Below are 19,032 nucleotides of genomic sequence, written 5' to 3'. Positions count from 1 at the left end.
CTCCCAGAATGTCCTCAATTTCCTGGATAAAAGGCAGGAAGGCAAGATCGCCTCGCCCGCCTTTTCAATGATCAGCGCGGAAAGCTCTGCTGGTTTCCTGCATCCACATTGATGATATTGCCGGTGGATTTGGCCGAGGCATCACTCGCAAGGAAGTAGATCGCTTCCGCAATATCTTCCGGCAGCACATTGAGCTTTAAGAGTGAGCGCTTGCGGTAATGCTCTTCCAGTTCCGTGACATCGATTTTGGAAGATGCCGCACGTTGCTCACGCCACTCACCGTCCCAGATTTTCGAGCCACGCAAAACCGCATCAGGGTTGACGACATTCACCCGGATGCCAGCCTCTGCACCTTCAAGCGCCAGACAACGTGCCAGATGAATTTCGGCGGCCTTTGCCGTGCAATATGCAGATGCGCCGGGTGATGCGGCAAGGCCGTTCTTTGAGGCAACGAAGACAACATTGCCACCGATCTTCTGACGTCGAAACAGGCGGAACGCCTCGCGTGAAACGAGGAAATAGCCCGTTGCCAGAATATCTATATTGCGGTTCCACATCGAAAGTTCTGTCGTCTCGATGGGTGCCGACGATGCAATGCCTGCATTGGATACGAGAATATCGATGCCGCCGAGTTCCGCGCTGGCCTCAGTGAAGGCATTTATCACCGCCTTTTCATCAGTCACATTCAGCTCGACGCTGCGTACCTGATCTGAGCCGAAGCGTTTCGACAGATTCTCATGAGCGGATTTGAGCGATCCTGCATCAATATCCGCCAAAACTACGCAAGCGCCCTCGCTTGCAAGGCGTTCTGCGGTCGCATAACCGATGCCGCCTGCTCCGCCGGTGATGAATGCAATTCGACCTGCAAGGCTTTTAGGCTTCGGCATACGCTGAAGTTTGGCTTCCTCAAGCAACCAATATTCGATGTCGAAGGCTTCCTGTTCAGGCAAGCCCTGATATTCGGACACGGCGGACGCGCCGCGCATGACGTTGATCGCGTTGACGTAGAACTCGCCAGCAATGCGAGCGGTCGCCTTGTCGCGTGCAAATGACAGCATTCCAACGCCGGGAATGAGGAAAATCACCGGGTTTGGATCGCGCATTTTGGGTGAGTTATTGTGCTTGCAGCTCTCATAATAGCGCGTGTAATCAGCGCGATAGGCTTCAAGCGAAGCTTCAAGTCCGGCAACGATGCCGTCAATATCCGGCTTGGCTGGATTGAAATCGATCACGAGCGGACGGATTTTCGTGCGCAGGAAATGATCCGGACAAGATGTGCCAAGGCGGGCCAGCGGCTGAAGATCTTTCGCATTCACGAATTCAAGCACGGCATCCTGATCATCGAAATGACCAAGCTTGCGCTCGTCTTTGCTGATCAGCCCGCGAATCTCCGGCATAAGACGTGCCGCAATGGCGCGACGTTCCGATGCGTCAAGGCTTTGCGCAACAGCTCCGCCGAATGCAGCTTTGCTGCTCGTCTTCTGATCAAGCCATTCAATAGCCTTGTTGATGATTGCAAGGGTTGTCTCATAACAGGTCTTTGCATCATTGGCCCAGGTGAAAAGCCCATGACTTTCAAGGACTACGCCCTTTGCCTTCGGATTTGACTTCACAAAGGCTTCGAGGTCGAGACCCAGCTGAAAGCCGGGACGGCGCCATGGCAGCCAGCCAATGTCATCGCCAAAAATCTCGACCGTCAGTTCGCGGGAATTTTTCGAAGCGGCGATCGCGATGATCGCATCCGGATGCATGTGATCGACATGGGTGAATGGTACGAAACCATGCAGTGGCGTATCGATGGACGCTGCGCGCGGATTGAGGTTGAAGGTACAATGCGGAAGAAAGCCGACCATGCGGTCTTCATCGTCAACGCCTTTGTAAATCCCTTTCAGTGCATCGAGCTTGTCTTGATAAAGCGTGGCAAAGCCATCAAGCTTGATCGTGCCGACGTCGCCGCCTGAGCCTTTGACCCAGAGAACCTGTACCTTCTGGCCCGTCAGCGGATCAATTTCCTCAACCTTTGCAGACGTATTGCCGCCACCATAATTGGTGATGCGCTTGTCGGAACCAAGGAGATTGGAGCGATAGAGCAGTTTGCCCGGTTCATCCAGCGTCGCTGCTTTGGCATCATCCCACCGGTTATCCAAAAGCCTGCTTTGGGCCACCATGTCATCCTCCCGTTTTATGGTGAAGACCTGATTGCGCGCTTTCTTTTTCGCGCACAAACGATCATGCTGGCGACAGATATGGCGTAATGTGCAAATTAATGTCAATCACAAACAATCATAAATGAGCATTAGCGTTCTTATTTTGCATAAAGTTGATTGTTTGTGATTGACACTGACCGCATTTGTGTTTGATACAAGAAAGAGGAGGAGCCATGCACGAAAGAGAGCGCCACCGTATTATCCTGAGCGCAGTTCAGGAAAAGCCGGTGATCACCATTCAGGATCTGGTGGAATTAACGGAGGCGTCGGAAGCGACCCTTCGGCGCGACATTGCATCGCTTCATATGCAGGGCCGCATCAAGCGGGTGCGTGGTGGCGCGGAGGCCATTCATCCACCGCAGCTCGGCAGTCTTGCTGGCCGACCTTTCAAAGTATCGGAGACTGAAAATACCGACCGCAAGCGCGCAATCGCTCGTGAGGCTGTGTCGCTTTGTGAGGAAGGTGACAGCATCATCATCAATGGCGGTTCGACCACGTTTCAGATGGTGCATTATCTCGCAGCGCGTCGATTGCAGGTGCTGACCAATTCCTTTGCCATTGCGGAACATCTTCTGCGTCAATCCAAAAGCACGGTTATTGTGCCCGGTGGAGCCATATATCGCGATCAGAGCCTTATTCTCTCGCCCTTCGATAATGATGTGATCCGTAATTTCTACGGTCGGCGCATGTTCATGGGCTGCCAGGGCGTCAGCCCTCTCGGCGTGATGGAATCGGACGCACTGATCATTCAAAGCGAACAAAAACTGATGGGCCAGGCAGACGATATTGTTCTGATGGTCGATTCATCGAAATTCACCCGTCGCTCCAGTCTCATTCTCTGTCCTCTCGACCGTATCAGCACGCTGATCACCGATGATGGCATTTCGGATGAGGCGCGGCGGATGGTGGAAAATGCAGGCATTAAGCTCATCGTAGCTCAGGTTTCTTCCAATGTCGGTAAGGGTAGCGAACGGGGGGAAGCCACAGAAGTCGCCTGAACCGGATTTATCAATCTTAATGTTCTTAATCGGGAGGAATAGGACATGAAACTTTTCAAGAAACTGGCAATGGGCACAGCGCTGGCCGTTGCCTTCATGGCGACAGCTGCTCAGGCTGCCGATATGAAGATCGCACTTGTTGCAAAATCGCTTGGTAATGGCTTCTTTGAAGCTGCCAACAAAGGCGCACAGGAAGCAGCCAAGGAACTGGGTGGCGTTGAGGTCATCTATACCGGCCCTACAACAACCACAGCTGAAGGCCAGATCGAAGTCATCAATTCGCTGATCGCTCAGGGCGTAGATGCAATTGCTATCTCAGCCAATGATCCGGATGCTGTTGTGCCGGCGCTCAAGAAAGCTGCGCAGCGTGGCATCAAGGTTATCTCGTGGGATTCCGGCGTCGCAGCCGAAGGCCGCATTGTCCATCTTAACCCCTCGTCCAATGATCTGATCGGCAAGATGTGTCTGACGCTTGCGGCTCACCATCTGCCAGATGGCAAGGGCGATTTCGCAATCCTGTCGGCAACGACCACCTCGACCAACCAGAACATCTGGATTGACGAGATGAAGAAGCAGCTCAAGGATTTTCCGGGCCTCAATCTCGTAACCACCGTTTACGGCGATGACCTTGCCGATAAGAGCTATCGCGAAGCGCAAGGCCTCCTCACCTCCAATCCAAATGTGAAGGTGATTGTCGCTCCGACCACCGTTGGTGTACTTGCGGCCTCGCAGGCAGTCAAAGATGCTGGCAAGATCGGCGATGTCTATGTAACCGGCCTTGGTCTTCCGTCCGAAATGGCTGGTGCCATCAAGTCGGGCGCGACCAAGGAATTTGCGATCTGGAACCCGATCGACCTTGGCTATTCGGCCACGCAGATTGCCTATCACCTCGTAAAGGGTGATGCCGATGGCAAGCCCGGTTCGGAAATCGAAGCCGGACGTATGGGCAAGATCAAGATTGGTGAAAACGGTGAAGCGGCGATGAGCGATCCATTCGTTTATGATGCTTCGAACATCGACGAGTTCTCCAAGGTCTTCTGATTTCAGATTGAGACTTTGAATGAGGCTGGCGGTGTAGGGGAGCGCCCAACACCGCCATCATCTTCCGATTTTCATTTCAGGTATTTCCGATGAATGCAGCTTTGCAAAAAAGCGGGCAATCTACCTTGTCTGCGGGGCCTGCTGACGGAACGGTTCAACCGTTGCTGGAAATGCGTGGCATTGCCAAGACATTTCCCGGCGTCCGTGCACTCGATAATGTCAATATTGCCCTTTACCCCGGCAAGGTAACTGCACTCATTGGCGAAAATGGTGCAGGCAAATCCACCCTCGTTAAAATCCTGACCGGGATCTACCAGCCCGATGAAGGCGAAATCTTTATCGGCGGCAAAGCATTGCATTTTGCGACCGCACAGGATGCGACCAATGCAGGCGTAACAGCAATTCATCAGGAAACCGTGCTTTTCGACGAATTATCCGTCGGTGAAAATATCTATCTCGGTCATGCGCCCCGCACAAAACTTGGTTTTGTGAGTTGGAATGCCGTTTATGCGCGGGCACAGGCCCTGCTCTCTTCGCTGGAAATCACGGTTGATGCACGCATCAAGCTCAAAGAGCTTTCGATTGCGCAGCGGCATCTGGTGGCCATCGCGCGCGCCCTTTCCGTTGATGCGCAGATTGTTATCATGGATGAGCCAACGGCGGCACTCTCACGCAAGGAAGTCGACGATCTCTTTCGGATCGTCGAGCGTTTGAAGAAGCAGGGCAAAGCGATCCTGTTTATCAGTCACAAGTTTGATGAAGTTTATGAGATCGCCGATCATTATGCGGTCTTCCGCGATGGTTGTGCGGTTGGACACGGACTTCTCTCAGAAATGAATGAGAAAGAAATCGTCCGGCTGATGGTCGGGCGTTCCGTGGAGAAAGCTTTTCCCAAGCAGGACGTTTCGCTCGGCGATACGGTGCTAAAAGTGGAAAACTATTCCCATCCGACTGAGTTTCGCGACATATCTTTTGAACTGCGACGGGGTGAAATATTTGGCATTTACGGACTTGTCGGTGCAGGTCGCTCAGAGTTCGCGCAATCATTGTTCGGTATGACGACACCGTCTGAGGGGCGGGTTATCTTAGAGGACAAGGAAATCAGAATACGCCGCTCCGGTGAAGCCATTGCACATGGCATTGTCTATGTTCCTGAAGAACGCGGGCGTCATGGCGCGGTTTTGCAAATGCCAATTTTCCAGAACGTTTCCCTACCCTCGCTTGGACGCACCTCGCGCAATGGATTTTTGCGCATGGCAGAAGAGTTCAAGCTGGCGCGCAAATATGCCGAACGTTTTGATCTCCGCGCTGCAGCACTTTCCGTACCTGTCGGAACGCTTTCGGGTGGAAATCAGCAGAAGGTCGTTATTGGCAAATGGCTTGCCACCAATCCAAAGGTCATCATTCTCGATGAGCCGACCAAAGGCATCGATATTGGCTCCAAGGCAGCCGTTCATGAATTTATCAGCGAACTTGCCGCCGAGGGTCTCAGCATCATTATGATTTCATCAGAACTGCCTGAAATCATTGGCATGTCGGATCGCGTCATGGTCATGCGCGAAGGTCTGGTGGAAGGCATTTTCGATCGCGCAGGGCTGGATGCGGAAGTGCTGGTGCGTGCTGCCACGGGAAATGCGGAGTGAACATGAAACAGCTTCTCAAACAGCGCGAACTCCTGCTCCTGGTCATTATTGTGGTCATGATCGGGCTGTTCTCGTTGCGCGCGCCAGGTTTTGCGTCCCCGAGCAATCTCGCGAATATCTTCAATGACACATCGATTCTGATCATTCTGGCACTGGGCCAGATGTCGGTCATTCTCACCAAGTCCATTGATCTTTCCGTTGCAGCCAACCTCGCTTTTACCGGCATGGCTGTGGCAATGCTCAATGCCAACTTCCCGGATCTGCCGCTGATCCTGTTGATCATAACCGCGATTGGTATCGGTGCGATCCTCGGCGCAATCAACGGTATCCTCGTCTGGAAACTCGATATTCCGGCGATTGTTGTCACGCTTGGCACACTCACAATCTATCGCGGCATGGCCTTTGTGCTTTCTGGCGGTGCATGGGTGAATGCACATCAGATGACGGCACCGTTTCTGAATACACCGCGCACGATTTTCCTCGGTCTGCCTCTGCTTGGCTGGACGGCTATTGTAATTGTTGCGCTGGTCTTTGTGTTGCTGACGCGCAGTTTCTTCGGGCGCGCGCTTTATGCATCCGGCGGCAATCCCACAGCAGCAGTCTATGCAGGAATTGATGTCGGGCGCACACGCTTTCTGGCTTTTGTACTCTCTGGTTCGCTGGCCGGGCTTTGCGGATACCTGTGGGTGTCGCGCTATGCGGTTGCCTATGTCGATATCGCCAACGGGTTTGAACTCGACAGTGTCGCAGCCTGTGTCATTGGTGGTATTTCCATTGTGGGCGGCATCGGTACAGCAGTTGGTGCGGTGCTCGGCGCGTTGTTTCTTGGCGTCATCAAGAACGCCCTGCCCGTCATCAACATTTCTCCATTCTGGCAGATGGCGATTTCCGGAGCGGTGATCATCGCAGCAGTAATCTTCAATGCACGACAGGAAAAGCGCGGTGGACGCATCATTTTGCGTGAGAAAGCCGCAAAGACTTATGAGGAGCCAGCAGCGTGAGCGACATAACCGAACGCCGCCAAATTCCTGATCGGCTGGGAACCTCGTATACCCGCCTGTTCGCCAGTTGGGAAATGCTGCTGCTTGGTGTTGCGATTGCGATCTTCATTGCAAATGCGTTCGCCTCGCCGTTTTTCCTCAATGCGTGGAACTTGTCGGACGCGACTTTCAATTTCACGGAAAAAGCACTCATCGCTTTTGCCATGACGCTCTTGATCATTTCCGGTGAGATCGATCTGTCGGTAGCGGCGATTATCGCACTGGCGTCCACAGCGATGGGAGCCGCAGCACAGATGGGCGTCGGTACGCCCGGATTGGTCCTAATCGGTATTGGCACTGGTCTTGTCTGTGGAGCGATTAATGGTGGTCTTGTTGCGGGGCTGAAACTCCCCTCCATTGTTGTCACCATCGGTACTATGAGCCTCTTTCGCGGCATTTCTTATATTGTGCTTGGCGATAAAGCCTATGGCGGCTACCCGGCAAGCTTTGCCTATTTCGGACAGGGCTATGTCTTCTGGGTTTTCTCATTTGAATTTGTGCTGTTCATTGTTGCCGCCATTATTTTCGGCGTGCTTCTCCATTGCACCAGCTTTGGTCGCCGGATTTATGCCATCGGCAACAATGAGTTTGCAGCGCGGTTTTCCGGCATTCCGGTAGAGCGGATGAAATTCACTCTGTTTTTGCTGACCGGAATCATGAGCGGCATTGCAGCTGTCTGCCTTACGTCCCGCCTTGGCTCCACTCGCCCGTCGATTGCTCAGGGATGGGAACTTGAGGTGGTGACAATGGTGGTTCTTGGCGGTGTGTCGATCCTGGGCGGCGCAGGCAGCATCATCGGTGTGGTGATCGCCGCCTTCGTTATGGGACTTGTGACCTTTGGGCTTGGACTTCTCAATGTGCCGGGCATTGTGATGTCGATCTTTATCGGCCTTTTGCTGATCATTACCATTTCGCTTCCAATCCTTGGGCGCAAAATCAAGGCGAGGCACAGAACATGACGACGGAGCGCCATGCTTTCCGGATGCAGCTTCATCCCGGTATGGAGGCTGAGTATCGACGCCGCCACGACGAAATCTGGCCTGAACTTGTTGGTCTTCTGCATGAGGCGGGCGTGTCTGATTATTCAATATGGCTGGATGAGGAAACGGATATTCTGTTTGGGGTTCTCACGCGCACGAAGTCGCATGACATGGCCGCCCTGCCCGATCATCCTGTGATGAAAAAGTGGTGGGCGCATATGGCGGACATCATGGAAACCAATCCAGATAATTCGCCGATCTCCTCAGACCTCAAACCCGTATTTCATATGCCATGAAGCGCATTGCCATTCTCGATATTGGCAAAACCAATGCCAAGACTGTTCTTTTGAACGCCGAAACGGGAGAAGAGATCGCCGTTCAACGTATACCAAACACAGTACGACGCGATGGTCCCTATCCGCATTATGACATTGAGGCCTTATGGAGCTTTTTTCTCCATAGTCTGAAAGCCTTTGCGAGAGAACCGGGCTTTGACGCCATATCGATAACGACTCACGGTGCGAGTGTTGCCCTGCTAGACAAGAATGGCGAACTCGCCATGCCGGTGCTTGACTACGAGCATGACTACGGGCCTGAAATTCGCGCAGCTTATGCGCGTATCAAACCACCTTTTGATGAAACCTTCTCACCGGTATTATCGCTTGGGCTTAATGTCGGCGCGCAGCTTCATTATCTGAAAACGGAATTTCCGGATGATTTTGCCGACGTGCACCTCATTCTGACCTATCCGCAATATTGGGCATATCGGCTTACCGGCATTGCTTCCGTTGAAGTCACGTCGCTCGGTTGCCACACTGATCTGTGGTGTCCGAAGAGTGGCACCTATTCTTCGCTGGTCGAAAGTCTGAGCCTTGAAGGCAAGTTTCCCCCTTTGCGATCCGCATTTGATGCACTTGGGGTGCTACGCCCGGAACTCGCCGATGAAATAGGATTGTCAAATTTTGTGCAGGTTCACTGCGGCATTCACGATTCCAATGCGTCGCTGCTGGCGCACCTCTTGGATCATAAGCCACCGTTTTCGGTCGTCTCTACCGGCACCTGGGTGGTGAGCTTTGCGGTGGGCGGTGATCTGAATGGCCTCGACCCAAAACGTGATACGCTGGCTAATGTTGACGCCTATGGCCGTGCGGTTCCATCTGCACGCTATATGGGTGGGCGGGAATTCGACCTGATGACCGAGGGTCTTGATGCACCTTCATTGAGTGAGCGTACCGGAATACTTGATGAGGTTCTGAAGCGTGGCATCATGGCGCTGCCATCGGTTGTTCCCGGCTGCGGTCCTTACCCGGATAGAAGTCTGCGCTGGGTTAATACAGAAGGCGCCAGCTCGGAAGCGCGTTATGTGACGGCTTGCCTTTATGCGGCACTGATGACGGAAGCCTGTCTCGATCTGTTGGGTGCGGACGGGCCAATTCTTGTCGAAGGACCATTTGCAGCAAACAGTTTTTATCTCTCAGCATTGGCCGGATTTTCAGAGCGGGAAGTGATTGCTGTTTCGGGTTCGACTGGAACGGCATCAGGTGCAGGACTATTAGCCGGAGCTGCAATTCCGGTGATGCAAAATCAAAGATATTCAGCTGATTATGATCGATATAAAGATTATAAAAAACAATGGGTAAGTCTAGCTAATTAATAAACTTAATAAAGAGAGCCCGGATTTCACATCTGAAATCCGGGCATTCATTTATCAGTTCAGTGCCTTGTCACGCGTTTCCACATTGATGAAGAACGCGATGATCCCAGCCAATGCCAGCAACCCTGCAAACATCGCCACCGCCATATTGAAGCTTTGGCTGATAACCAAAGCGAGGGCAGACGGTGCGAGTAAGCCGCCAAGGCGAGCCATAGCGCCTGCTGCACCCATCCCGCTTGCACGCAATGCTGTTGGATAAAGCTCAGGCGTAAAGGCATAAAGCGCGCCCCACGTACCAAGCAGAGCAAAGCTCATGATCAGGATTGAAGCGCCAACCAGGGTCGAGCTGCCCGCAACGGTGAAGAGTGCGCAGGCCGCCGCACTGATGAAGAGAAAGCTGATCAGCGTCTTCTTGCGCCCCCATGCTTCGACGCCATAGGCTGCAAGCGCATAGCCCGGTAATTGCGCCAGAGCGACGATCACCAGAAAGCCATATCCGCGCACGAAACCGAAGCCGTCACCGGCAAGCTTTGCCGGGATCCATGTAAAAATTCCGTAATAGGAGACTGATACAAGAAACCAGATTGCCAGGGTGGTTAGCGTGCGCTGACGCAAGTTGGGCGATAACAGCCTTTCATTGGTAATGAGAAGCGGTGCTTCAAGCATTGCTTTGGGCGGCAGTTCAGTTTTGCCGTTTTTGCGAAGGACGCGATTCATAACAGCCTTTGCTTCTTTGCTCTGACCTGTTTTGAGCAGATGCATTGGCGATTCTGGTACCCAGAAACGCAGCCAGATGCCAATTAAAGCGGGTGCAGCAGTGACGACAAAGATATAGCGCCACGCGTCTGCAACGCCTGCAAGGCTTGCGGCCCATGCGGCCAACGCGATGATGACGGTTCCGACGGCCCAGAAACCTTCAAGCATCACCAGCCAGCGGCCGCGATTCTTGGACGGGAGGAATTCGGCCATCATTGCATAATCAACGGGCAAGGTGCCGCCAACCGCGATGCCTGTCAGAAAGCGCAGGCCAAGCAGAATGGCAAAATTGGGAGAGAAAGCTGATAGCAGGCCGAACACGGCATCGCAGGCAACGGTGATGAGAAGCACGCGACGGCGGCCATATTTATCAGCGAGTCTGCCGAAGAGCGCGGCACCTATCAGCATCCCCAGAAAGAACAGTGTTCCGGTCTGCAGGGCTTGCGGGACAGTTAAGCCGAAAGTCATTGCAATTGAAGCGGCGGTGAAACCCACAGCCAGTACCTGCATGGCATCCGCAGCCCAGACCAGTCCAAATACGCCGAGAAGGTTACGCTGGAATGGGCCTGCTCCGGCCTGATCGAGCGTTTGTTCGATAGTAACTTTCATGCCGCGCTGATCCCCTCTTTCCGGCCGAAATTCTACGGTGCTTTTGCTGCGCCTCCGAATGGCATCTGTCAATGAGAGCTCTGAGAAAATCCCCGCTTTTGCTTAAAGTGAGCATAAGTAATGTGTCGGTGCGACTTTCATGACACTCTCAAAGCGCTTCGATGCAGAATGTAGCTTCCAACTCGGCATTTGTTACAGAATGGATACTGCTTACCAGCGAACGACTCGAACGGATGGCGGCACAATGAGTCTCAGGGTGGCGCCCGCATTCAATCGCTACCGCAACTGTAAACCTTGTCGTGCGCTGGCGTAATCCTAATGGTTTAAATTATGAAAACTTTATATCTATTTGTTATTTAATAATAATATAGAATTGTTATTCGATTTTAAGGTTGTCTTGTGGCTGATCACGTCTAAGAAATTTGTCGGTTTTGAGTGAATTGTGAAGGGGGTTGTTAACCTTCATTTTTTATTACTAAGGCTCATTCGGGCGACATATCTATGGTTCAGGTATCATGCGTAATTTGAGAGAAAATTTTCCCCATACTAATGGTAATCGTGCAGAAACTGCTTCCGAGCAGAAGCCGCAACGCGACCCGTTGGGAGCGCATTCACCGGATTCGGACGGAGCATGGAAGGCGCATTTCGCGCTGGGGGCAAATGTACGCTTTACCCGTACCCCGGAGGTTGAACTCGTTCGGCGCCGTGGCGAAGATCTGCCGGATATCAACGGTCGTACCAAGACAGCCGCTCCAGAGACCTCTCCTGCCGAGGTTGCGAAGGTCGCAGAAGCCCAGCCGATGGCTGTCGCTGCTCTTCAGCAATCCGTGTCCCAAAATATGGTTCGCACGCCTGTCGCACCTGTGCCACCAGTTGTGACGGCCGCCGTTGTTGCCCCCATCGCGCAGCCGCCCGTTGTGCAGCCGATTGAAGTTGCACCCGTGCAGGTTGCGGTAACGGTGCATGCTGAACCGATCAGCAATGCAGCTGTTTCCGCATTCGCCCATCTGTCGGATTTCGCATTCTGGGAAAGCTTCGATTTCGATTCAGCCCCGGCGCAGCCAGTTGCCGCTGTCGTCGCAGAGACACCAAAGCGTCCTGTTCCAACGGTTGAATCCATCATTGCGCAGTTCCGCACTGTCGAGTGGAACAAGCAGAAAGTTGAAGAGACTCCAGTTGTCGCGATTGCGCAGCCAGTCGTCACCGAACCTGCGCCACGGCCCATTGTTACGCCTGTAGCAGAGGTAAAGGTTGAAGCACCGGTCGTACCTGAACCTGTTGCCGTTCAGGTTGAAGCACTTGCAACACCAGCAGTTGAAGCGGCGGCACCGAAGGTTGAAGAAATCGTAGCGGCAGTTGAAGAATCTGTCGAAGCCGACGTGGTTCTCGATGTTGTCGAAGAACAGATTGTTGAAGAAGTAGAACAGCCAGCGCCAGTTGCTGCTCCTGTTCCAGCGAAAGCAGCGCCTTCTATTGCGCTTTATCAGCCTCAGCCCCTCCCCCGGACAGAGGCGGTCGTTATGCATGGCGACTATGAGTTTCCGCCGCGTGATCTGCTTCAGGAGCCGCCATCGCTTGAAGGCAATGTGATCACGCAGGAAATGCTTGAACGCAGTGCTGGCCTTCTTGAAAGCGTGCTGGAAGATTTTGGCGTGCGTGGCGAGATCATTCATGTTCGCCCCGGCCCGGTCGTTACGCTCTATGAATTTGAACCTGCACCGGGTGTGAAGTCTTCCCGTGTCATTGGTCTTGCTGATGATATTGCCCGTTCGATGTCGGCATTGTCGGCTCGCGTCGCCGTCGTTCCGGGTCGCAATGTCATCGGTATTGAACTGCCGAATGCCAATCGCGAAACGGTTTATCTCCGTGAGATGATCGACTCTCGTACGTTCGAATCCTCGAACTATCGTCTGCCACTTTGCCTCGGTAAAGGCATCGGCGGCGAGCCGATCATTGCAGAACTGGCTAAGATGCCTCATCTGCTCGTTGCCGGCACCACTGGTTCCGGTAAGTCGGTTGCCATCAACACGATGATCCTGTCGCTGCTCTACCGCTTCAAGCCGGAAGAATGCCGCCTGATCATGGTCGATCCAAAGATGCTGGAACTCTCCATCTATGATGGTATTCCACACCTTCTGACGCCAGTTGTTACCGACCCGAAGAAGGCTGTTGTGGCTCTGAAATGGGCCGTGCGCGAGATGGAAGATCGCTATCGCAAGATGGCACGTCTTGGCGTGCGCAACATCGAAGGTTTCAATCAGCGTGCCGCATCCGCCAAGGGCAAGGGTGAAACCGTGATGTGCACGGTCCAGTCCGGCTTTGACAAGGAAACCGGTGAGCCAACTTACGTTCAGGAAGAACTCGACCTGACGCCAATGCCGTATATCGTCGTTATCATCGACGAAATGGCCGACCTGATGATGGTTGCTGGCAAGGATATCGAAGGTGCCGTACAGCGTCTTGCACAGATGGCGCGTGCTGCTGGTATCCACCTCATCATGGCGACGCAGCGTCCTTCGGTCGATGTTATTACCGGCACGATCAAGGCCAACTTCCCAACCCGTATCTCGTTCCAGGTTACGTCTAAGATCGACAGCCGTACGATCCTTGGTGAAATGGGCGCAGAACAGCTTCTTGGTCAGGGCGATATGCTTCATATGGCCGGTGGCGGCCGTATCGTCCGCGTCCATGGACCGTTCGTTTCAGACGAGGAAGTCGAGAAGGTCGTCAATCATTTGAAGGAACAGGGCCGTCCAGATTATCTGGCGACTGTGACCGAAGATGAAGAAGACGACGACACAGCGCAGGATACGTCGGTTTTTGACAGCTCCGCCATGGGTTCGGAAGATGGTGATGATGTTTACGAGCAGGCCGTTAAGGTTGTGATGCGTGACAAGAAATGCTCCACCTCTTACATCCAGCGCCGTTTGGGCATCGGCTATAACCGTGCTGCTTCGCTCGTTGAACGTATGGAACAGGAAGGCCTGGTTGGTGCCGCCAATCATGTCGGAAAACGCGAAATTCTGAGTGGCAATCGCGACTGATCGATTGAAATGACAGTGGCGGAAAGCCGGGGCGCGTGGGCGTTCCGGCTTTTTCATACGTATGGACAAGGGCTTACGCAAGGTTGCAAAACGGCGCTTGTCAAGCTACCCATTTAGGTTAATAATTGGTTCATTCGTACATTCTTGACGACCGGTCGGCGTAGCTTTCGAAGCTGTCGCCGCGCCCAAAAACAGGGAGAATGATCGATGAAGAGCATAATTGTTGGACCTAGCGACAGAGATCGAGTGGTCACACAGCAGGCATTGCTAAACATAAAATCCCAGATGGAAAAGCCGTCCGAAGATCGGACACAGGTTTGCAATGTTTTGCGCCTTTCTAAAGGTGGTTATTCGCATCGCAGACGCAGAGTTCATAAAAGCGCATAACCCAATTTATAAATGCCAGCGCCATGTCCGCTAAGAGGACATACGGCGCTGTTTTTTTGGCTAAGAGCGCTTCTCAGTAACATTCTTTTGCCGTGCGCTGCACTTTCTTAAATATGCCATCTGGGGTATCTGAGGGCAGCTTACCCTCCCCCAAGATCAGGAAATTGCCATGTCCGCCCCGGCCGAAATGAACGAAGCCCCTCAAAAGAAGAAATCGCGTTTCTTCCTCGGCTTTTTGTCAGTTCTGGCTGTGGGTTTCTTTGCCTTGTTTCTTGGTCTGGGAATTTGGCAGGTAGAGCGCTTGCAATGGAAGCTTGATCTCATTGCGCGCGTCGATGCGCGGGTGCATGCGGAGCCAGTTGCAGCGCCGGGGCGTGATGACTGGGCCAATGTCAATCAGGCTGAAGATGAATACAGGCATGTCGTGCTGACGGGAACCTATCTTAACGACAAGGAAGTGCTCGTCCGTGCGCTAACCGAGCGCGGATCAGGCTTTTGGGTTCTTACTCCTATGAGCTCTGATGATGGTGCTCTGACATTTATCAATCGTGGATTTATACCGGATGCTAGGCGCGATCCTGCATTGCGGGTCGAAATACAGATTGCAGGTGAGACAACCGTGACTGGTCTGCTGCGCATGCCTGAGCCGGATGGCTTTTTCCTTCGCCCCAATGACCCCGACCGCAATGAATGGAACTCGCGCGACGTGGTGGCTTTTGCAACCAAGGAAGGTCTTGGCACTGTAGCGCCCTATTTCATCGATGCTGACGCAAAGTCAAATCCAGGCAACGTGCCAATTGGTGGTCTGACTGTTGTCACTTTCCGCAACAACCATCTTTCCTATGCGATTACATGGTTTGCACTTGCAGCAATGGTTGCCGGTGCCGCCATTTTTGTCTGGCGGCACGAGCGCAAGCCAAAGGATTAAACGTGGAGCGCGTGGCCGAGTGCCTTCATGCTGGCTTCGGCAAAGCCTTCGCTGAGTGTCGGGTGAGCATGGATCGTACCTGCGATATCTTCCAGACGCGCGCCCATTTCGACCGCTTGAGCAAAAGCGGCTGACAATTCCGAAATACCGACCCCTACCGCCTGAATACCAAGGATGACGTGATTATCAGCCCGCGCCACAACGCGGATCATACCGTCCTCCCTCTCGATGGTCATTGCGCGACCATTGGCTTGGAATGGGAAAATACCGGTCTGAATATTGTATCCGGCCTTGCGGGCTTCATCAGGAGATAAGCCCACTGTCACAATCTCAGGATCAGTGAAGCAGACTGCAGGAATGCAGCGTTTGTCCCAGACCTGTTTACCGCCCGCAATAATCTCGGCCACCATTTCGCCTTGTACCATAGCCCTGTGAGCAAGCATCGGTTCGCCGGTCACATCACCAATTGCATAAACACCGCGCATGGATGTGCGACATTTATCGTCAATGCGGATAAAACGCCCTTCCATATCAAGCCGGATTTCGGTCAAACCCCAGCCATCCGTCTGCGGCTTGCGGCCGACGGTGACGAGAACCTTGTCCGCATCGATAGAACGGGTCGCGCCATCAGATGTGGTGACCTCCAGCGCTTTGCCATCTGCTTTCATGCCTTTGGCGGAGGTATTGGTGAGCACCTCAACACCAAGCTGTTTCAATCGCGCCATGACTGGTCGCGTCAGTTCCACATCGTATTGTGGTAAAATCCTGTCAGTCGCTTCTACGATAGTAACTTTCGAGCCGAGTTTGGCAAAGGCGGTGCCTATTTCGAGCCCGATATATCCGCCGCCAACGATTGCCAGTTTTTCGGGTATCTTTTCGAGAGCCAGTGCTTCGGTCGATGAAATGATATTGCCACCAAACGGCAATGAGGTGATTTCGACCGGCACAGAACCCGTCGCAATAACGATATTTTCCGCGTGGATTGTCTGGCGCCCAGTGTCGGTATCGACCAGTACAGTCTTGCCATCGATGAACCGGGCTTGCCCCTGAAACATACGCACATGAGAGCGTTTCAGAAGTCCTGCCACGCCGCTGTTGAGGCGATTGACTATACCGTCTTTCCACTCAAGCGTTTTGGCAAAATCAATCGCGGGGTTTTGTGCCGTAATGCCAAGGGAACCCTTGTTTGCGAATGTTGTGAGACGATGAAACTCGTCTGCAGCATGGATCAGCGCCTTCGACGGAATACAACCAACGTTCAGACACGTTCCGCCGAGACGCTTCTTTTCGATCAGCACTGTATCAATACCAAGCTGACCTGCGCGGATGCCGCAGACATAGCCGCCGGGACCACCACCAATGATCAAAAGTTTGCAGGAAATTTCACTCATAGTGTCAGCCTTCCACAAAGATCATCGCAGGTGTTTCGAGCAGGCTTTTTAGTTTCTGTACAAAGACAGCGGCGTCCCAGCCGTCGATCACGCGATGGTCGAAACTGCACGAAAGGTTCATCATCTTGCGCGGCACAAATTGTGTACCGTCCCACATCGGGCGGACGGCCATCTTGTTAATGCCGACAATCGCAACTTCCGGTCGATTGATGATTGGTGTCGTGGCGATTGCACCGAGCGGCCCGAGCGATGTGATTGTGATTGTGGAGCCGGACAGTTCTTCGCGCTTTGCAGTGCCATTGCGTGCAGCTTCAGTGACGCGCGTGAGCTCGGTTGCTGCCGCAAACACACTCATGCTTTCAGCATGACGCACGACCGGAACGATCAGCCCGTTCGGCGTTTGCGTGGCAATCCCTATATGCACGCCACCGAACTGACGGATAATGTCGGCTTCGTCGTCAAAATGTGCATTCAGTCCCGGCTGCTCTTTCACAGCCTTGACGATTGTGCGGATGACGAAAGGCAGCAGCGTCAACCGCGGACGCCCTTCCTTCTTCTCATTGTTAAGACCCGTACGCAGTTCTTCGAGCTGCGTGACATCTACCTCTTCGACGATGGTGATATGCGGGATATGACGTTTGGCTTCCGCCATGCGTTCAGCAATTTTGCGTCGAAGCCCGATGACCTTGATCTCATTGACCGAGGTATCGGTTGCGTAACCGGACAGAGCCGGTGCCCCGCCAGTTTCCTGCTGGAAAAAGAGGTCGAGATCTTCATGCGTGATACGTCCCGCCGGACCTGTGCCGCGAACACGACGCAAATCGACGCCTGCATCTCGGGCGCGTAGTCTGACGGATGGTGTTGCCAGCGGCCTTTCACCCTCGCTGCGTACTGGACCTGCGCCAGAGAATGCACGGCTTGTGGCTTCACGCTTGGGGGCAGCCGCTTTTGGAGGAACCGGCGTTTGCAGAAGAACGGGTGTTTCAGGAGCTGGTGCTTGTGTTTTGACCGTTTCCACCGTCGCTGGAGCCGGATTTTTCTCGATTTTTTCGACAGGCTTTTCTTCAGTCGCACCGCCCTCGATCTCTAGACGGACCAGTTCAGAGCCTACGGCGATCTTTTCACCGACTTCGCCATTGATGGCGATGACCTTGCCGCCGCGTGACGATGGAATTTCCACTGTTGCCTTGTCGGTCATGACGGCGGCAAGAAGATCATCTTCCCGCACAATATCGCCAACTTTCACATGCCATTCGACAAGTTCGGCCTCTGCAACGCCTTCGCCAACATCGGGGAGTTTGATTGTAAAATGAGCCATGTTTCTCTCCCCTCAGACTTCCATGATCGATGTGAGCGCGCGGCCGACCCGGTCAGGACCAGGGAAATAGGCCCATTCCTGCGCATGTGGATATGGCGTGTCCCAGCCGGTCACACGAACGATTGGCGCCTCGAGATGATAGAAACAATCACGCTGCACGAGGGCTGCAAGCTCCGCTCCATAGCCACAGGTAAGCGTTGCTTCATGCACGATCACACAGCGTCCGGTCTTTTTGACAGAAGCCATGATGGTTTCTGTATCAAGCGGAAGAAGCGTGCGCAGATCGATGATTTCAGCATCGACGCCTGTCTCTTCTGCGGCTGCGAGAGCGACATGAACCATGGTGCCGTATGCCAGCACGGTCACATCATTGCCTTCACGACGGATTGCAGCCTTGCCAAGCGGTACAGTGTAATAACCTTCAGGCACATCGCCCAGATCATGCTTTTTCCAGGACGTGACTGGCTTATCGTGGTGACCATCGAACGGGCCGTTATAAAGCCGCTTCGGTTCAAACATGATGACTGGATCAGGATCTTCGATAGCTGCCAAGAGCAGGCCTTTCGCGTCGGCCGGCGTTGAAGGCATTATCGTTTTCAACCCCGAAACATGGGTGAAAAGCGCCTCCGGGCTCTGGCTGTGTGTCTGCCCGCCATAGATGCCGCCGCCTGACGGCATACGGATCACCAGAGGGCATGTAAATTCACCCGCCGAACGATAGCGCAAGCGCGCCGCTTCCGAGACGATCTGGTCATAGGCCGGATAGACATAATCCGCGAACTGCACTTCGATACAGGGGCGCAAGCCATAAGTCGCCATGCCGATGGCCGTACCGACAATACCAAGCTCACTGATCGGTGCGTCGAAGCAGCGTTCTTTGCCATATTTTTTCTGCAAACCGGCGGTGCACCGAAACACACCGCCAAAGTAACCTACATCCTCACCGAACACGACAACCTTCTGATCGCGCTCCATGGCAATGTCATGGGCGTTCTGAATGGCCTCGATCATCGTCATTTTTGTCGTCTTGGTCATG

15 protein-coding genes are annotated in these 19,032 nt (G+C 53.5%); 10 read left to right on the top strand and 5 right to left on the bottom strand.

Annotation, left to right across the window (positions count from 1 at the left end; all coding sequences use genetic code 11):
• Nucleotides 1-71 precede the first annotated feature (71 nt).
• The gene (locus C9380_RS14930; RefSeq protein WP_128093889.1) at nucleotides 72-2,168 is read right to left on the bottom strand and encodes a bifunctional rhamnulose-1-phosphate aldolase/short-chain dehydrogenase; all 2,097 of its coding nucleotides are present in this window, start codon (nucleotides 2,166-2,168) and stop codon (nucleotides 72-74) included.
• A gap of 212 nt (nucleotides 2,169-2,380) precedes the next feature.
• Here C9380_RS14930 and C9380_RS14925 point away from each other — a divergent pair, with 212 nt between their 5' ends.
• From C9380_RS14925 to C9380_RS14895, 7 genes are all read left to right on the top strand, one after another.
• The gene (locus C9380_RS14925; RefSeq protein WP_128093888.1) at nucleotides 2,381-3,205 is read left to right on the top strand and encodes a DeoR/GlpR family DNA-binding transcription regulator; all 825 of its coding nucleotides are present in this window, start codon (nucleotides 2,381-2,383) and stop codon (nucleotides 3,203-3,205) included.
• A gap of 45 nt (nucleotides 3,206-3,250) precedes the next feature.
• Nucleotides 3,251-4,246, top strand: a complete 996-nt coding sequence (rhaS, locus tag C9380_RS14920; protein ID WP_024897909.1) for a rhamnose ABC transporter substrate-binding protein — start codon at nucleotides 3,251-3,253, stop codon at nucleotides 4,244-4,246.
• Between the two features lie 89 nt (nucleotides 4,247-4,335).
• Nucleotides 4,336-5,889, top strand: a complete 1,554-nt coding sequence (locus C9380_RS14915) for a sugar ABC transporter ATP-binding protein (protein ID WP_128093887.1) — start codon at nucleotides 4,336-4,338, stop codon at nucleotides 5,887-5,889.
• Between the two features lie 2 nt (nucleotides 5,890-5,891).
• The gene (locus tag C9380_RS14910; RefSeq protein WP_128093886.1) at nucleotides 5,892-6,890 is read left to right on the top strand and encodes an ABC transporter permease; all 999 of its coding nucleotides are present in this window, start codon (nucleotides 5,892-5,894) and stop codon (nucleotides 6,888-6,890) included.
• Nucleotides 6,887-7,888, top strand: coding sequence for an ABC transporter permease (locus C9380_RS14905; protein ID WP_111787164.1), 1,002 nt, complete (start codon nucleotides 6,887-6,889; stop codon nucleotides 7,886-7,888). Before C9380_RS14910 ends, C9380_RS14905 begins: the two co-directional genes overlap by 4 nt.
• Entirely contained in the window at nucleotides 7,885-8,205 is a 321-nt protein-coding gene (rhaM, locus tag C9380_RS14900; RefSeq protein ID WP_111787163.1) for an L-rhamnose mutarotase, read from the top strand. Before C9380_RS14905 ends, rhaM begins: the two co-directional genes overlap by 4 nt.
• The gene (locus tag C9380_RS14895) at nucleotides 8,202-9,563 is read left to right on the top strand and encodes an FGGY-family carbohydrate kinase (protein WP_128093885.1); all 1,362 of its coding nucleotides are present in this window, start codon (nucleotides 8,202-8,204) and stop codon (nucleotides 9,561-9,563) included. The genes rhaM and C9380_RS14895 overlap by 4 nt, the downstream gene beginning before the upstream one ends.
• A 54-nt stretch (nucleotides 9,564-9,617) precedes the next feature.
• Here C9380_RS14895 and C9380_RS14890 read toward each other — a convergent pair whose 3' ends face one another.
• On the bottom strand, nucleotides 9,618-10,928 hold the full coding sequence (locus C9380_RS14890; RefSeq protein WP_024897903.1) for an MFS transporter: 1,311 nt from the start codon (nucleotides 10,926-10,928) through the stop codon (nucleotides 9,618-9,620).
• A 515-nt stretch (nucleotides 10,929-11,443) separates the two neighbouring features.
• Here C9380_RS14890 and C9380_RS14885 point away from each other — a divergent pair.
• The 3 genes from C9380_RS14885 (at nucleotide 11,444) to C9380_RS14875 (ending at nucleotide 15,287) form a co-directional block, all read left to right on the top strand.
• Entirely contained in the window at nucleotides 11,444-13,972 is a 2,529-nt protein-coding gene (locus C9380_RS14885; protein ID WP_128093884.1) for a DNA translocase FtsK, read from the top strand.
• 207 nt (nucleotides 13,973-14,179) lie between these two features.
• Nucleotides 14,180-14,359, top strand: coding sequence for a hypothetical protein (locus C9380_RS14880; protein ID WP_084486815.1), 180 nt, complete (start codon nucleotides 14,180-14,182; stop codon nucleotides 14,357-14,359).
• A gap of 169 nt (nucleotides 14,360-14,528) precedes the next feature.
• Entirely contained in the window at nucleotides 14,529-15,287 is a 759-nt protein-coding gene (locus tag C9380_RS14875; protein WP_128093883.1) for an SURF1 family protein, read from the top strand.
• Here C9380_RS14875 and lpdA read toward each other — a convergent pair.
• Genes lpdA through C9380_RS14860 form a run of 3 tightly spaced genes read right to left on the bottom strand, consistent with a single transcriptional unit; the run spans nucleotide 15,284 to nucleotide 19,031 of the window.
• The gene (gene lpdA / locus C9380_RS14870) at nucleotides 15,284-16,678 is read right to left on the bottom strand and encodes a dihydrolipoyl dehydrogenase (RefSeq protein WP_128093882.1); all 1,395 of its coding nucleotides are present in this window, start codon (nucleotides 16,676-16,678) and stop codon (nucleotides 15,284-15,286) included. The two genes, C9380_RS14875 and lpdA, sit on opposite strands and share 4 nt — an antisense overlap.
• A gap of 4 nt (nucleotides 16,679-16,682) precedes the next feature.
• Nucleotides 16,683-17,996, bottom strand: coding sequence for a dihydrolipoamide acetyltransferase family protein (locus C9380_RS14865; RefSeq protein WP_128093881.1), 1,314 nt, complete (start codon nucleotides 17,994-17,996; stop codon nucleotides 16,683-16,685).
• A 12-nt stretch (nucleotides 17,997-18,008) separates the two neighbouring features.
• Nucleotides 18,009-19,031, bottom strand: coding sequence for an alpha-ketoacid dehydrogenase subunit beta (locus tag C9380_RS14860; protein ID WP_128093880.1), 1,023 nt, complete (start codon nucleotides 19,029-19,031; stop codon nucleotides 18,009-18,011).
• Nucleotide 19,032: the final 1 nt, after the last annotated feature.

Origin of the sequence: Brucella pituitosa (genome assembly GCF_003049685.1) — a bacterium.
GTDB classification, from domain to species: domain Bacteria; phylum Pseudomonadota; class Alphaproteobacteria; order Rhizobiales; family Rhizobiaceae; genus Brucella; species Brucella pituitosa.
This window is presented reverse-complemented; position numbering and strand designations above follow the sequence as displayed.

Coding starts and splice junctions, on each gene's coding strand:
- C9380_RS14930 (WP_128093889.1), bottom strand. CDS start 2,168: ATGGTGGCCCAAAGCAGGCTTTTGGATAACCGGTGGGATGATGCCAAA.
- C9380_RS14925 (WP_128093888.1), top strand. CDS start 2,381: ATGCACGAAAGAGAGCGCCACCGTATTATCCTGAGCGCAGTTCAGGAA.
- rhaS (WP_024897909.1), top strand. CDS start 3,251: ATGAAACTTTTCAAGAAACTGGCAATGGGCACAGCGCTGGCCGTTGCC.
- C9380_RS14915 (WP_128093887.1), top strand. CDS start 4,336: ATGAATGCAGCTTTGCAAAAAAGCGGGCAATCTACCTTGTCTGCGGGG.
- C9380_RS14910 (WP_128093886.1), top strand. CDS start 5,892: ATGAAACAGCTTCTCAAACAGCGCGAACTCCTGCTCCTGGTCATTATT.
- rhaM (WP_111787163.1), top strand. CDS start 7,885: ATGACGACGGAGCGCCATGCTTTCCGGATGCAGCTTCATCCCGGTATG.
- C9380_RS14895 (WP_128093885.1), top strand. CDS start 8,202: ATGAAGCGCATTGCCATTCTCGATATTGGCAAAACCAATGCCAAGACT.
- C9380_RS14890 (WP_024897903.1), bottom strand. CDS start 10,928: ATGAAAGTTACTATCGAACAAACGCTCGATCAGGCCGGAGCAGGCCCA.
- C9380_RS14885 (WP_128093884.1), top strand. CDS start 11,444: ATGCGTAATTTGAGAGAAAATTTTCCCCATACTAATGGTAATCGTGCA.
- C9380_RS14880 (WP_084486815.1), top strand. CDS start 14,180: ATGAAGAGCATAATTGTTGGACCTAGCGACAGAGATCGAGTGGTCACA.
- C9380_RS14875 (WP_128093883.1), top strand. CDS start 14,529: ATGTCCGCCCCGGCCGAAATGAACGAAGCCCCTCAAAAGAAGAAATCG.
- lpdA (WP_128093882.1), bottom strand. CDS start 16,678: ATGAGTGAAATTTCCTGCAAACTTTTGATCATTGGTGGTGGTCCCGGC.
- C9380_RS14865 (WP_128093881.1), bottom strand. CDS start 17,996: ATGGCTCATTTTACAATCAAACTCCCCGATGTTGGCGAAGGCGTTGCA.
- C9380_RS14860 (WP_128093880.1), bottom strand. CDS start 19,031: ATGACCAAGACGACAAAAATGACGATGATCGAGGCCATTCAGAACGCC.